The organism is Cupriavidus sp. OV096 (genome assembly GCF_900115455.1).
Classification (GTDB): domain Bacteria; phylum Pseudomonadota; class Gammaproteobacteria; order Burkholderiales; family Burkholderiaceae; genus Cupriavidus.
The window spans coordinates 24,737-38,040 of the sequence record NZ_FOWM01000008.1 but is presented as its reverse complement, the minus strand read 5'-3'; the positions used below and the strand labels follow the sequence as shown (position 1 = coordinate 38,040).

The following is a 13,304-nucleotide window of genomic DNA, read 5'->3' as shown; positions in this document are numbered from 1 at the left end:
CCAACCGGGTCAGTGCTGCATGCCCCAGCGCCGTACCGTCACGCGTTCCAGCGTGGTGAAGACCAGCCCCTCCACCGCCAGCCCGATCAGGATCACCGTGGCGAGCCCGGCGAACACGCGGTCTGTGTACAGCTCGTTGCGGTTCTGGAAGATGTACCAGCCCAGTCCACCCTTGCCCGACGACGCGCCGAACACCAGTTCCGCCGCAATCAGCGTGCGCCAGGCAAAGGCCCAGCCGATCTTGAGCCCGGACAGCACGGCCGGCAGCGCCGCCGGCAGCAGGATCAGCACCACATAGCGCAGGCCGCGCAGCCCGTAGTTGCGCCCGGCCATGCGCAGCGTCTCAGGCACGCCCCGAAAGCCTGCGTAGGTATTCAGCGCCAGCGGCCACAGCACCGAGTGGATCAGCACGAAGATCAGGCTCTTGCTGCCCAGGCCGAACCAGAGCAGCGCCAGCGGCAGCAGCGCGATGGCCGGCAGCGGATTGAACATGGCGGTCAGCGTGTCGAGCAGGTCGCGCCCGAGCCGGGTGGAGACTGCCAGCGTGGTCAGCACGAAGGCCAGCGCAATGCCCGCCGCGTAGCCCTGCACCAGCACCGACAGCGACACCGCCGCCTTGCCCGGCAGCTCGCCATTGGCGATGCCTTCGCCAAACGCCCGCGCCGTGGCCAGGAAGGTGGGCAGCAGCAGGTCGTTGTCCTGGATGCGGGCGAGGATTTCCCAGAGCACCGCCAGCGCCAGCAGGATCACCGCCTTGCGCACCCAGCCCTGCTGCCAGAGGCGGCGATGGAAGGGCAGCGGCCGCGACAGCGGCACAGCGGTGAACGGCTCGAGCGCCAGTTCGTATTCAGGGCGGATGGGGGTGTCGAGGGTGGTCATATATATATATAGGCGATATCGTGGCTGGGGACGCTGCCCCTCTCCCCCGGCCCCTCTCCCGCAAGCGGGCGAGGGGAGCAAAGCGGCGGTGTTCCTTCCCCTCTCCCGCTTGCGCGACGGGGAGCAAACCGGCGGTGTTCCTTCCCCTCTCCCGCTTGCGCGACGGGGAGCAAAGCGGCGGCGTTCCTTCCTCTCTCCCGCTTGCGCGACGGGGAGCAAACCGGCGGTGTTCCTCCCCTCTCCCTCTGGGAGAGGGGCCGGGGGAGAGGGTGGGCGTCTCTACGAAGTCGAAACGCTACGCGTGTGCCCTGCCCCGCTCGCCAGCGGTCTCTGCCGGCTGATCGAACAGCATCTGGTGGATGCGCTGCGCGGCGGCCTGGAAATCGGCGCTGCCCTGGCTGGCCAGGCTGAACTGGTGGCTGTTGAGTTCCGCGCGCACGCGGCCCGGGTGCGGGGACAGCAGCAGGATGCGGTTGCCGACCACCAGCGCCTCCTCGATCGAATGGGTCACGAACAGCAGCGTGAAGGCGGCGTCGTGCCACAGTTCGAGCAGTTCCTCCTGCATGCGGCGCCGGGTCAGCGCGTCCAGCGCGGCGAACGGCTCGTCCATCAGCAGCACCTTGGGCCGCATCGCCAGCGCGCGGGCAATCGCCACGCGCTGTTTCATGCCGCCGGATAGCGTGTGCGGATAGGCATCGGCAAACTGCGCCAGCCCCACCTTGTTCAGGAAGTGCAGCGCCACCTCGGCGGCCTCGGCGGCGCCCATGCCGCGCGAGCGTCGCAGCGGGAACATCACGTTCTGCTTCACCGTCTTCCACGGCGGCAGCTGGTCGAATTCCTGGAACACGACGATGCGGTCCGGCCCCGGCGCCGCCACGCGCCGCCCTTCCAGGCGGATCTCGCCCTCGGCCGGCGGCACGAAGCCGGCCACGGCCTTGAGCAGCGTGGACTTGCCGCAGCCGGACGGCCCCAGCAGCACGAAGCGATCCCCGCCATGCACGTCGAAGCTCACGCGGTGGGTGGCGCGCACCACGCGCGCGTCGGTGCGGTATTCGAGCGAGACGCCATCCACCTGCAACAGCGGCGCAGACGGTGACGAAGACGGCGACCGGCCCGGAATCACGCGCAGATGCGCGCCTGGGTGCAGCGGTTCAGACATGTCAGCTCCCCTGGGCCGTGGCCGGGTCCTGGAAGAAGTAGTCCTGCCAGGTCTTCGGCTGGTTCTTGATCGCCCCCACGCGGTGCATGAACTCGGCCAGCGCGAAGGTGTTCTGCGGCGTGACCTTGAACTGCACCTGCGGGTTACGCAGAATCTTGACCAGCAGCGCGCGGTCGATCTTGGCCTTGTTCACGCGGATATAGAGGTCGGCGGCGGCCTCCGGATTGGCGGTGGCGAACTGCGCGGCCTCGGCCAGCGCATCGACGAAAGCGCGGTAGGTCTTGGGGTTCTCGTTGCGGAACTTCTCGGTGGCGTAGAGCACGGTGGCGGAACTCGGCCCGCCCAGCACGTCGTACGAACTGAGCACGATGCGCGCGTTGGGGTTGCCGGCCAGCTCCTGCTCCTGGAACGGCGGGTTGCCGAAGTGGCCGGTGATCTCGGTGCCGCCGGCGATGATGGCCGCCGCTGCGTCCGGGTGGGGCACGGCCACGGTCCATTTGTCGAGCCGGTTGAATTCCTTGTCGCCCCATTGCTTGGCGGCGGCCAGTTGCAGCACGCGCGACTGCACCGACACCGTGACGGCCGGCAGCGCGATGCGGTCCTTGTCGGAGAAATCGGCAATCGACTTCACCTTGGGATTGTTGCTGACGAGGTAGTACGGGAAGTTGCCGAGCGAGGCCACGCCCTTCACGTTCTGCTTGCCGTGCGTGCGGTCCCACACCGTCAGCAGCGGGCCCACGCCGGCGCCGGCGATGTCGATGGCGCCCGAGAGCAGCGCGTCGTTGACGGCGGCGCCGCCCGAGAGCTGGGTCCATTCCACCTTGACATCCACGCCCTGCTGCTTGCCGTGCTTCTCGATCAGTTGCTGGTCCCGGGCCACGTTCAGCAGCAGGTAGACCACGCCGAACTGCTCGGCAATGCGCAGGCGGCCCTCGGCGTGCGCCACGCCGGTCAGGGCGAGGCTGGCGCACTGCCCAATCAGTACGGTCAGGACGGCGGCGGCGGCGCGGCGTTTCAGGGTCGTCGAAAGAATGGACAGGGACATGCAGGGGCTCCGGATGGATTTCGGTTCGGTGTCGCGTTCAGAACGGCGTATCGCCTTCGATGGTGGTGCGGTACATCACGCGGCGCAGATGGTCGGGCGTGCCGGCGGCCAGATGCAGCAGCGAGCGGTTGTCCCAGAACACGAGGTCGTTCGGCTGCCACTGGTGGCGGTAGACGTGCGCGGGCTTCACGCTATGGGCGAACAGCTCGTCCAGCAGCGCGCGGCTTTCGTCCTCCGGCAGGCCGGCGATGCGCGTGGTGAAGTGCTCGCTGACGAACAGCGCCTTGCGGCCCGTCTCCGGATGCGTGCGCACCACCGGCTGGAGCACCGGCTTCACCTGGGCGATCTGCTCGGGCGAGAGGTTGGGCCGCCACGGGCTGCGCGCCTGCAGTTCGGCGTAGCGGGCCAGATAGGTGTGCTCGGCCTGCAGGCCCTCCACCCGGCGTTGCAGGTCGGCGGGCAGCGCGTCCCAGGCGGCGTGCATATTGGCGAACAGCGTGTCGCCGCCCTCCTCGGGCAGCTCCCGCGCGTGCAGTAGCGAGCCGAGGCTGGGCTTCTCCTTATAGGAGAGGTCGGAGTGCCAGAAGTGGCCGGCATCGCCCAGCCCGATCGGCTTGCCGTCTTCCACCACGTTCGAGACGATCAGGATCTCGGGATGGCCGGGCAACTGGAACTGGTGCAGCACGTGGATCTGCAGCGGGCCAAAGCGGCGGCTGAAGTCGATTTGCTGCGCGGGCGTGATGCGCTGGTCGCGGAAGACCACCACGTGGTGGTCCAGATGGGCGCGATGGAGGCGCTGGAAGTCCGTCGGGGACAGCGGCTGGTTCAGATCGAGCCCGATCACTTCCGCACCAAGCGCGGCGTCGAACGGGCGGATCTCGAAATCCTGGAGGGTGGCAGTCGTCATGGCAATGCGCTTCTCGGCTTCTTGGGGGACCGGGGAACGGGGGGAACCGGGTACAAGCTATGCACTGTAAAGAGCGGGCGATATCGGAACAACGAATGAAATCGCGCGCGGTTATGCGGTTGTCGCATATGGCGCCAATCCGCATAAGCAAAGGCGGGAAGCTTCGTTCGCCACGCGGGCGCTGGCGGCTAGGCTGGCGGGCTAGACACCCACCCGAACGAAGGAAATCCGCCATGTCGCACGAATCTGACGCCACCCGCGACCCCACCCGCCGCCGCCTGGTCCTGGCCGGCCTGGGGAGCGCCGCGCTCCCGCTGCTGTCGACCCTGTCGAGCCTGTCGCACGCGGCCGATGGCGCCGAGACGCTGCGCATCGGCTACCAGAAGTCCTCCACGCTGATGATCTGGCTGAAGTCGCGCGAGACCCTGGAGAAGGCCCTCGCCCCGCTGAAGGTGAACGTGCAGTGGCACGAGTTCACCTCGGGCCTGCCGTTGCTGGAATCGCTGAACGTCAACAACCTCGACCTGACTGCCGATGTGGCGGACGCGGTGCCGCCGTTCGCGCTCGCCGCCGGCGCGCAGCTGACCTACTACGCCATCGAGACGCCCTCGCCCACGGCGCAGGCCATCGTGGTGCGGCAGGACTCGCCGATCCGCACCGTCGCCCAGCTCAAGGGCCAGCGCGTGGCATTCGCCAAGGGCGCGGGGGCGCACTACCTGCTGGTGGAGGCGCTGGCCGAAGCGGGGCTGTCCGTGCGCGACATCGAACCGGCCTACCTGACGCCCGCCGACGCCCGCGCGGCCTTCGAGCGCGGCAGCGTGGCGGCCTGGGTGATCTGGGACCCGTTCCTCGCAGCAGTGCAGCGCCAGGCCAATGCCCGCATCCTGCGCGATGGGACGAAGCTGGCCAGCTACCGGCGCTTCTATCTCGCCGCCACGCCGTACGCGAAGCGTCGGCCCGACGTGCTGGCCGTGGTCTATGACGAACTGCGCCGTGCGGGCGACTGGATCAAGCGCAACCCGGGTCCGGCGGCGGCATGGCATGCGCCGCTGATCGGGCTCGACCCGGCCACCGTGGAGGCCGCCAACCTGCGCCGTACCTATCAGGTACAGGCCGTGGACGCCGCCTCGCTCGAGGAACAGCAGCGCATCGCCGACGCCTTCGCCGCGCAGTCCATCCTGCCGAGGAAAGTGACCGTGGCGGCCTCGCCGGTGTGGAAGCCGGTGTAAGGCGCCGAAGTCAGCCGTCCTCAGTCCCCCCGGTAAGCCGATCCGCCGCCCCGTGCGGCAGCGCACGCCCGCTCCCCGCATCCGTGCCCTACACTCGAAGGCAGCAGCGTCCACAAGATGCTGCGCCGCACAGGGCACCGCGAACCTGACAGGGTTCCAACACGGGGACATCCACATGGACACTGTTGCGCGCTTCGAGATCGGCTTTACCCGCTACCTTTCCGCCCAGGGCACCGCCAGCCCAGACCTTCCCCCCTTCGCCCGCGACCCGGCCGCGCTGCTGCCGCTGTATCGCGCCATGGTGCTGACCCGCCAGTTCGACCTCAAGGCCATCGCCATGCAGCGCACGGGCCAGATCGGCACGTTCGCGTCCGCGCTCGGGCAGGAAGCGATTGGCGTCGGGGTGGCCTCCGCCATGCTGCCGGACGACGTGCTGGTGCCGTCCTACCGCGACCACGCCGCGCAGTTTGTGCGGGGCGTCACCATGACCGAGAGCCTGCTGTACTGGGGCGGCGACGAGCGCGGCAGCGGCTTTGCGGCGGCGCCGCATGACTTCGGCAACTGCGTGCCGATCGGCACCCAGGTGGGCCACGGCGCCGGCGTGGCTTATGCGTTCCAGCTGCGCGGGCAGCCCCGCGTGGCGGTGACCATCGTCGGCGACGGCGGCACCTCCAAGGGCGATTTCTACGAGGGGATGAACATGGCCGGCGCGTGGCACGTGCCGCTGGTCATCGTCGTCAACAACAACCAGTGGGCGATCTCCATGCCGCGCAGCAAGCAGACCGCCGCGCAGACGCTCGCCCAGAAGGCCATCGCCGCCGGCATTCCCGGCGAGCAGGTCGATGGCAACGACGTGATCGCGGTGCGGCACCGCGTGGGCGAGGCAATCGACCGCGCCCGGGCCGGCGGCGGCCCCACGCTGATCGAGGCCGTGACCTACCGGCTGGGGGACCACACCACGGCCGACGATGCCTCGCGCTACCGCGACGAAGCAACGGTCAAGGCCGCCTGGGCGCAGGAACCCATCGTGCGGTTGCGCGACTACCTCGCCGCGCAGGGCGCCTGGGACCCGGGCCGGGAGGAGGCGCTGATCCGCGAATGCCAGCAGGCCGTGGCCGCTGCCGTGGACGCCTACCTGGCCCTGCCGCCGCCCGACACCGGCGCGATGTTCGACTGCCTCTACGCCACCCTGCCCGCCGCGCTGGAAGCCCAGCGCGAGGTGGCGCGCCAATATCAGACGACCCCGCCAGGAGCCCATCATGGCTGAACTGCATCTGGTGGAAGCGGTGAACCTGGCGCTGGCCCACGCGCTGGCGCATGACCCGGACGTGGTGCTGCTGGGCGAGGATATCGGCGTCAACGGCGGCGTGTTCCGCGCCACGGTGGGCCTGCAGGCGCGCTTTGGCGAGGCGCGCGTGATCGACACCCCGCTGGCCGAAGGCGGCATCGTCGGCGCGGCCATCGGCATGGCGGCGATGGGACTCAAGCCGGTGGCCGAGATCCAGTTCGCGGGCTTCATCTACCCGGCCATCGACAACATCCTCAACCACGCCGGCCACATGCGCCACCGCACGCGCGGCCGGCTGGGCTGTCCGATGGTGGTGCGCGCGCCGAGCGGGGCTGGCATCCACGCGCCCGAGCATCATTCCGAAAGCCCCGAGGCGATGTTCGCCCACATGCCGGGCATCCGCGTGGTCATGCCATCCTCGCCCGCGCGGGCCTACGGGCTGCTGCTGGCGGCCATCCGCGATCCGGACCCGGTGATCTTCCTGGAGCCGACGCGGCTCTACCGGCTGTTCCGGCAGGAGGTACCCGACGATGGCGAGGCGCTGCCGCTCGACGCCTGCTTCACGCTGCGCGACGGTGCCGACCTCACGCTGGTGAGCTGGGGCGCGATGCTGCAGGAGACGCTGGCCGCCGCCGACCAGCTGGCCGACGAAGGCATCGGCGCCGCCGTGATCGACGTGGCGACGCTGAAGCCGCTCGACATGGACACCATCCTCGAATCCGTGGCCCGCAGCGGCCGCTGCGTGATCGTGCACGAGGCGCCGCGCACGGCGGGGCTCGGCGCGGAGATCGCGGCCAATCTGGCCGATGCCGGCCTCTATTCGCTCAGCGCGCCGGTGCAGCGCGTGACCGGCTACGACACCGTGGTGCCGCTGGCCCGGCTGGAGCACAGCTACCTGCCCTCCGTGGCGCGGATTGTCGATGCCGCGCGGCGCGCGCTGGCGGCCTAGGAGACGTTCATGCGGACCTTCAAGCTGCCCGATCTGGGCGAGGGATTGCAGGAAGCGGAGATCGTGGCGTGGCACGTCAAACCCGGGGACAGCGTGGCGGCGGACGAGCCGCTGCTGTCCGTGGAGACCGCCAAGGCCATCGTCGAGATTCCATCGCCATTCAGCGGCCAGGTGGCCAAGCTGTTCGCGCAGCCGGGCGATATCGTCCACCTCGGCGCGCCGCTGGTGGGCTTCGAGGGGGTCGGCAGCGCCCAGGACGATGCCGGCACCGTGGTGGGCGCGGTGAAGGTCGGCACGCAGGTGCTGGCGGAAGCCGCCGCGCCGCTCGGTCCGGGTGGCGCGCACGGCATCAAGGCCACGCCGGCGGTGCGGGCGCTGGCGCGCAAGCTGTCGGTGGACCTCGCCATGGTTACGCCCTCCGGCCATGACGGCCTGATTACGGCCACGGACGTGCAGCGCGTGGCCACCACGCTGGCCGATCTCGGCCCGGCCGAAGTGGTGCGGGGCGTGCGCCGGGCGATGGCCCAGAACATGGCCCGCGCACAGAGCGAGGTGGCGGCGGCCACGGTCATGGACGATGCCGACCTGCACGCCTGGCAGCACGATGCACGCCCGGGCAACGACATCACGATCCGGCTGGTGCGCGCGCTGGTGGCCGGCGTGCATGCCGAGCCGGGGCTCAACGCGTGGTACGAGGGCCAGAGCGGGCGGCGCCATGTGCTGGAGCGGATCGACGTCGGCATTGCTGCCGACCTGCCCGAGGGTCTGTTCGTGCCGGTGCTGCGCAACGTCGGCAAGCGCGACGCCGCCGACCTGCGCACCGGGCTCGACCGCATGCGCGCGGACATCATCGCGCGCACCATCGCCCCGGAGGAGATGCGCGGCAACACCATCACGCTGTCCAACTTCGGCATGATCGCGGGCCGTTACGCGGCGCCGATCGTGGTGCCGCCCACGGTGGCCATCCTTGGCGCCGGGCGTATACGTGACGAAGTGGTGGCGGCCGGCGGCCAGCCCGCCGTGCATCGCGTGATGCCGCTCTCGCTGACCTTCGACCACCGCGTGGTCACGGGCGGGGAGGCGGCGCGCTTCCTGCGCGCGGTGATCGCGGACCTGGAACGGCCGGCGTAGCGCCGCCCCTTTCCCCCTCCGAAATGTGACGCCGAGACTACGCCGACCATACGCCCGTGGAGGGAGTTTTTTCACCGTGTAATTCCTATACTGGAGTTCCCCGGCGACGCCGGCAGCCCAATCATCCACCTGGCCCTGACTGAAACAAGGAGTGCGACATGGCAATTCGACTAGGCGAAGAAGCCCCTGACTTCACCGCTGATACCACGGAAGGCAAGATTCGCTTTCACGAATGGATGGGTGACAGCTGGGCGATCCTGTTCTCGCATCCGAAGGACTTCACCCCGGTCTGCACGACCGAGCTGGGCTACATGGCCAAGCTCAAGCCCGAGTTCGACAAGCGCAATACCAAGATCATCGGCCTGTCGATCGACCCGGTTGACGACCACCAGCGCTGGGCCAAGGACATCGAGGAGACCCAGGGCAGCGCGGTCAACTATCCGATGATCGGCGACGCGGACCTGCACGTGGCCAAGCTGTACGACATGATTCACCCCGAGGCTAGCGGCGGCAAACGCACCGCCGTGGACAACGCCACGATCCGCTCGGTGTTCATGATCGGCCCGGACAAGAAGGTCAAGGCCATGCTGGTCTATCCGATGAGCGCGGGCCGCAATTTCGACGAGGTGCTGCGCCTGCTGGACTCGCTCCAGCTCAACGCAAAGCACACCGTGGCCACGCCCGTCAACTGGAAACCGGGCGAGGACGTGATCATCCCGACATCGGTCTCGGACGACGATGCGAAGAAGAAATATCCACAGGGCTTCAAGACGCTGAAGCCGTACCTGCGTACGGTGGAGCAGCCGAAGTAAGCGACTGATGTAAACAGCGGAGAGCCGGGGCGGGCGGGCGAAGAATGCGAACGAGAGCTATCCACAGTTCCAGTGGATAATCGCCCACCCCGCGACCCGCAAACCCGCGCCAGCATTGGAAAGAGCTGGACTGCCCGATTTTTATGCAACTGGTTTCGGAGAGGGGAGGCGTTGCTCCCCTCGCCCGCTTGCGGGAGAGGGGTTGGGGGAGAGGGCAAGTGGTTCTCGATGCGACACTGCATGTTGAACCGCCGGCCCTCTCCCCTGCCCCTCTCCCAAAGGGAGAGGGGAAAAGACGCGTTTACGGATGGCGGGCCATCACGCCGCGGATGGTGTCCGCGAGATCCTTCGCCAGGAATTTCGACACATAGGCATCGGCGCCGACCTTGCGCACGTGCTCCTCGCTGGCCTCGCCGGAGAGCGACGAGTGGATGACCACCGGCAGGGACTTGAGCCGTGCGTCGCTCTTGATCTTGCGCGTGAGCGTGAAGCCGTCCATCTCGGGCATTTCCAGGTCGGTCAGCACCAGCGCGATCTCGTCGCGGATGGTCTTGCCCTGCGAGGCGGCGAGATCGGCGATGCTGCCCAGCATCTCCCATGCCTCCTGGCCCGTCTTGGTCATCACCACCTGCACGCCCATCGCCTTCAGGCCGTTCTCGATCAGGCCGCGCGCCAGCGCCGAGTCATCGGCGGCCAGCACCTTGGTGCCAGGGCGCAGGTTCAGCGCCGGGCCCACGGTGGCCGGGTCCACGTCCGGCTGGCGGGTGGGCAGCACATCGCGCAGGATCTGCTCCACGTCGAGCACCTGCACCAGACGCGGGTTCTCGCCGCCGACATCGAGCTTGGCGATGCTGGTCACCAGCCCGCCCTTGACGCTCGTCTCGGCCGAGATCACCTGGCTCCAGTCCAGGCGCACGATCTCTTCCACGGCTTCCACGGCAAAGCCCTGGGTGGAGCGCGCGTACTCCGTCACCAGCATGATGTTCAGGCCGGACTTCGGCTGGCACTCCAGCAGGCGCGGCAGGTCGATCACGGGAATCACCTGGCCCCGGATGTCGGCCATGCCGAGGATGGACGGCTCGGCGCCCACCACGGTGGTCACCGACGGCATCACCAGGATTTCGCGGACCTTGAATACGTTGATGCCGAACAGTTCGGATTGCCCGCTGTTCGCCGCGTCGCCAAGTCGGAACAACAGCAGTTCGAACTGATTGTTGTTGGTCAGGTTCGTGCGCTCGTCAATGTCTCTCATCGCGCTGGTCATCGTGCTTGCTCCGCTGCTGGCTGGGGGTGACTATGGGTAAATGGACAGGTGTTGCCAAAGGTCTATCGGCGCCGCCGCCGGGACCTTTAGCGATCCCGCCCGCTTTCCGGCAGGATGCCCCGGCCATGTGACCGGAACCTACCTTCCAGGGCCCATCGAAGGCCAAAATCGCCGTCCGGCCGTCCACCGAGGGAAATCCCTGAGCCTCCGGGAGCACCGCAAACCCGTGGTTATTCGGCGCCCCGCATGTTCCGCATCGCGCCCCGATGATGAAAGCGGCGCAGCGCTCCCCTACCGTTGAGCCTCGCCGGATCCTGCCCGCCAGAGGCAGCCGACCGGCCACCGGCCCCCGGGCCGGACACCGAGGAAAGAGACGCCCGCACCCCGAGCACCGATGCCACCGGGACCTCCGCCCTCGCACCCAGAACCACGTGAGACAAGCTGACGCCGTATCCGTACGCGGACCGGCGCGGCGCCCCTGCAAGGAGGCAGACCATCATGATCGAACAGCCGTATCCGTCCGTCACGGACGTGGATGACGTAGCGCACGCGCAGGGCACGCGCGCCGGCCGCGCGGGAAAAATCGACGAGTATTTCCAGATCAGCGCACGCGGCAGTACGCGGCGCCGCGAGGTGGTGGCCGGCACCACCACCTTCATGGCGATGGTCTATGCCGTGTTCGTGGTGCCGGGCATGCTCGGCAAGGCCGGCTTCGACACCAGCGCGGTGTTCGTGGCCGTGTGCCTGACCACGGCGTTCGGCTCGCTGCTGATGGGGCTCTGGGCCAAGCTGCCCATCGCCATCGGCTGCGCCATCTCCCTCACCGCCTTCATGGCCTTCGGCCTCGTGCTCGGACAGAAGCTCTCTCCCGAGGTGGCGCTCGGCGCCGTGTTCCTGATGGGCGTGGTCTTCACGGCGATCTCGGTCACCGGCGTGCGCGCCTGGATCCTGCGCAACCTGCCGGCCGGCGTGGCCCATGGCGCGGGGATCGGCATCGGACTTTTCTTACTGCTGATTGCCTCGAACGAGGTCGGCCTGGTGGTCAAGAATCCCGGCCCCGGCCTGCCCGTGCAACTGGGCCACATCACGGCGTTCCCGGTGGTGATGTCGGTACTCGGGCTGGCGGCGATCTTCGGCCTGGAGCGCCGTCGCGTGCCGGGCGGCATCCTGCTGGTCATCATCGTCATCTCGGCGCTGGGCCTGATGTTCGACCCGGCCGTGAAGTACACCGGCGTGTTCGCGCTGCCGAGCCTGTCGACGCCCGGCCATGCCTCGCTGATCGGTGCGATGGACATCCGCGGCGCGCTGTCCGCCGCCGTGCTGCCCAGCGTGCTGGCGCTGGTGATGACCGCCGTGTTCGACGCCACCGGCACGATCCGCGCGGTGGCCGGCCAGGCCAACCAGCTCGACGCCACCGGCCGCATCCATAACGGCGGCCGCGCGCTGACCGCCGACTCGGTCAGCTCGATCTTCTCGGCGATGTTCGGCGGCGCCCCGGCGGCGGCCTATATCGAGTCCACCGTGGGCGTGGCCGCCGGCGCGCGCACCGGCCTCGCAGCGGTGACCGTCGGCGTGCTGTTCCTGGCCGTGATGTTCTTCTCGCCGGTGGCCGGGCTGGTGCCGTCGTACGCCACGGCGCCTGCGCTGATGTACGTGGGCCTGCTGATGCTGTCCAGCGTCAGCCGCCTGCATATGGACGATCTGGTCGATGCCATGGCCGGTCTGGTTTGCGCGGTCTTTATCGTGCTGACCTGCAATATCGTCACCGGCATCATGCTCGGTTTCTGCACGCTGGTGATTGGCCGAATCGTCTCGGGCGAATGGCGCAAGCTCAATATCGGCACCGTGGCCATTGCCGTGGCGCTGGCCGCCTTCTATGCCGGAGGCTGGGCAATCTAAGAAATGTCCGATCCCATCGGTCAACGATGTGTGCAGTACCACCCTGGGTAACCAGTGGAATTCGCAGCCCCCGGAGTCTTTCCCTCCGGGGGTTTTTTTCTTGCCGAGTCGCCAAAAATATCAGTGCCGCCAATCCTGCGCGGCGCCTGTCATGCGCGGCGATTTTCGCTCCACGATTTCGGCATTGGTCGAGATTCGTCGGCATTCGTCGAAATGCATCGACATTGAAATTCGTTCAAATCCGAAAATACGGACTTGCGTAGTCCGATTCAGATCCCACATCTGGAACAAACGTTTTTCATTAGGAAAATCCGTTTATCTTTTGTAATATTTTATGGGACGACTAGTCACGACAATAGTCAGCAATGTCCTGTAACATGCCGCGAACAACAATCTGAACGGGGATCCAAAATGCCGACCTACAAGCAACTACTGGCTGAAAAAGAAGCACTGGAAGCCAAACTCAGCGAGGTGCGCGCCAATGAAGTCTCTGGCGTCGTGGCGCAGATTCGCCAATTGATGGCCGATTACGACCTGACGGTCGACGATATTGCGCCGAAGCGCCGTCGTGGTCGTCCCGCTGGCAGCGGTGCCAGCCCGGCACGCAAGACCGCAGCGCTGCCCCCGAAATACCAGGACCCGAAAACCGGCAAGACCTGGTCGGGCCGTGGCCGCGCCCCGGCATGGCTGGGCAAGCGCCCCGAGCGCTTCCTGATCGAACAAGCCTGAGTTCGATATTCCT

12 protein-coding genes are annotated in these 13,304 nt (G+C 67.8%); 7 read left to right on the top strand and 5 right to left on the bottom strand.

Translation table 11 applies throughout. The features are described 5' to 3' along the window. Nucleotides 1–9: 9 nt before the first annotated feature. The 4 genes from BM115_RS18080 to BM115_RS18065 form a co-directional block, all read right to left on the bottom strand. Nucleotides 10–879 (bottom strand): ABC transporter permease, encoded by an 870-nt coding sequence (locus BM115_RS18080; RefSeq protein ID WP_092296976.1) that lies wholly within the window; start codon nt 877–879, stop codon nt 10–12. A gap of 295 nt (nt 880–1,174) precedes the next feature. Next, on the bottom strand, nt 1,175–2,038 hold the full coding sequence (locus BM115_RS18075; RefSeq protein ID WP_092296973.1) for an ABC transporter ATP-binding protein: 864 nt from the start codon (nt 2,036–2,038) through the stop codon (nt 1,175–1,177). Between the two features lies 1 nt (nt 2,039). Continuing rightward, complete coding sequence (locus BM115_RS18070) at nt 2,040–3,083, bottom strand: ABC transporter substrate-binding protein (protein WP_255370888.1); 1,044 nt, start codon at nt 3,081–3,083, stop codon at nt 2,040–2,042. A gap of 37 nt (nt 3,084–3,120) precedes the next feature. Beyond that, on the bottom strand, nt 3,121–3,990 hold the full coding sequence (locus BM115_RS18065) for a TauD/TfdA dioxygenase family protein (RefSeq protein ID WP_092296970.1): 870 nt from the start codon (nt 3,988–3,990) through the stop codon (nt 3,121–3,123). A 233-nt stretch (nt 3,991–4,223) separates the two neighbouring features. On the opposite strand from BM115_RS18065, the gene BM115_RS18060 reads away from it, so the two are divergent. The 5 genes from BM115_RS18060 to BM115_RS18040 all read left to right on the top strand — a co-directional run bounded on the left by BM115_RS18060 (nt 4,224) and on the right by BM115_RS18040 (nt 9,399). Continuing rightward, nucleotides 4,224–5,219, top strand: coding sequence for an aliphatic sulfonate ABC transporter substrate-binding protein (locus tag BM115_RS18060; protein WP_092296967.1), 996 nt, complete (start codon nt 4,224–4,226; stop codon nt 5,217–5,219). A gap of 175 nt (nt 5,220–5,394) precedes the next feature. After that, nucleotides 5,395–6,486: a pyruvate dehydrogenase (acetyl-transferring) E1 component subunit alpha gene (pdhA, locus tag BM115_RS18055; RefSeq protein ID WP_092296964.1), complete on the top strand. Its 1,092-nt coding sequence runs from the start codon at nt 5,395–5,397 to the stop codon at nt 6,484–6,486. Further along, nucleotides 6,479–7,456, top strand: coding sequence for an alpha-ketoacid dehydrogenase subunit beta (locus tag BM115_RS18050; RefSeq protein WP_092296961.1), 978 nt, complete (start codon nt 6,479–6,481; stop codon nt 7,454–7,456). The genes pdhA and BM115_RS18050 overlap by 8 nt, the downstream gene beginning before the upstream one ends. Nucleotides 7,457–7,465: 9 nt before the next feature. Further along, nucleotides 7,466–8,587 (top strand): dihydrolipoamide acetyltransferase family protein, encoded by a 1,122-nt coding sequence (locus BM115_RS18045; protein WP_092296958.1) that lies wholly within the window; start codon nt 7,466–7,468, stop codon nt 8,585–8,587. 158 nt (nt 8,588–8,745) lie between these two features. Next, a complete protein-coding gene (locus BM115_RS18040) occupies nt 8,746–9,399 on the top strand; it encodes a peroxiredoxin (protein ID WP_092296955.1) in 654 nt (217 codons plus the stop codon). Between the two features lie 301 nt (nt 9,400–9,700). On the opposite strand, the gene BM115_RS18035 is transcribed toward BM115_RS18040, so the two are convergent. Next, nucleotides 9,701–10,663 (bottom strand): chemotaxis protein, encoded by a 963-nt coding sequence (locus tag BM115_RS18035; RefSeq protein WP_092296952.1) that lies wholly within the window; start codon nt 10,661–10,663, stop codon nt 9,701–9,703. 498 nt (nt 10,664–11,161) lie between these two features. Here BM115_RS18035 and BM115_RS18030 point away from each other — a divergent pair, with 498 nt between their 5' ends. Together BM115_RS18030 and BM115_RS18025 are read left to right on the top strand one after the other, a co-directional pair. Next, nucleotides 11,162–12,562: an NCS2 family permease gene (locus BM115_RS18030; RefSeq protein WP_092296949.1), complete on the top strand. Its 1,401-nt coding sequence runs from the start codon at nt 11,162–11,164 to the stop codon at nt 12,560–12,562. Between the two features lie 411 nt (nt 12,563–12,973). Continuing rightward, nucleotides 12,974–13,291: an H-NS histone family protein gene (locus tag BM115_RS18025; RefSeq protein WP_092296944.1), complete on the top strand. Its 318-nt coding sequence runs from the start codon at nt 12,974–12,976 to the stop codon at nt 13,289–13,291. Nucleotides 13,292–13,304 lie beyond the last annotated feature (13 nt).

Coding starts and splice junctions, on each gene's coding strand:
- BM115_RS18080 (WP_092296976.1), bottom strand. CDS start 879: ATGACCACCCTCGACACCCCCATCCGCCCTGAATACGAACTGGCGCTC.
- BM115_RS18075 (WP_092296973.1), bottom strand. CDS start 2,038: ATGTCTGAACCGCTGCACCCAGGCGCGCATCTGCGCGTGATTCCGGGC.
- BM115_RS18070 (WP_255370888.1), bottom strand. CDS start 3,083: ATGTCCCTGTCCATTCTTTCGACGACCCTGAAACGCCGCGCCGCCGCC.
- BM115_RS18065 (WP_092296970.1), bottom strand. CDS start 3,990: ATGACGACTGCCACCCTCCAGGATTTCGAGATCCGCCCGTTCGACGCC.
- BM115_RS18060 (WP_092296967.1), top strand. CDS start 4,224: ATGTCGCACGAATCTGACGCCACCCGCGACCCCACCCGCCGCCGCCTG.
- pdhA (WP_092296964.1), top strand. CDS start 5,395: ATGGACACTGTTGCGCGCTTCGAGATCGGCTTTACCCGCTACCTTTCC.
- BM115_RS18050 (WP_092296961.1), top strand. CDS start 6,479: ATGGCTGAACTGCATCTGGTGGAAGCGGTGAACCTGGCGCTGGCCCAC.
- BM115_RS18045 (WP_092296958.1), top strand. CDS start 7,466: ATGCGGACCTTCAAGCTGCCCGATCTGGGCGAGGGATTGCAGGAAGCG.
- BM115_RS18040 (WP_092296955.1), top strand. CDS start 8,746: ATGGCAATTCGACTAGGCGAAGAAGCCCCTGACTTCACCGCTGATACC.
- BM115_RS18035 (WP_092296952.1), bottom strand. CDS start 10,663: ATGACCAGCGCGATGAGAGACATTGACGAGCGCACGAACCTGACCAAC.
- BM115_RS18030 (WP_092296949.1), top strand. CDS start 11,162: ATGATCGAACAGCCGTATCCGTCCGTCACGGACGTGGATGACGTAGCG.
- BM115_RS18025 (WP_092296944.1), top strand. CDS start 12,974: ATGCCGACCTACAAGCAACTACTGGCTGAAAAAGAAGCACTGGAAGCC.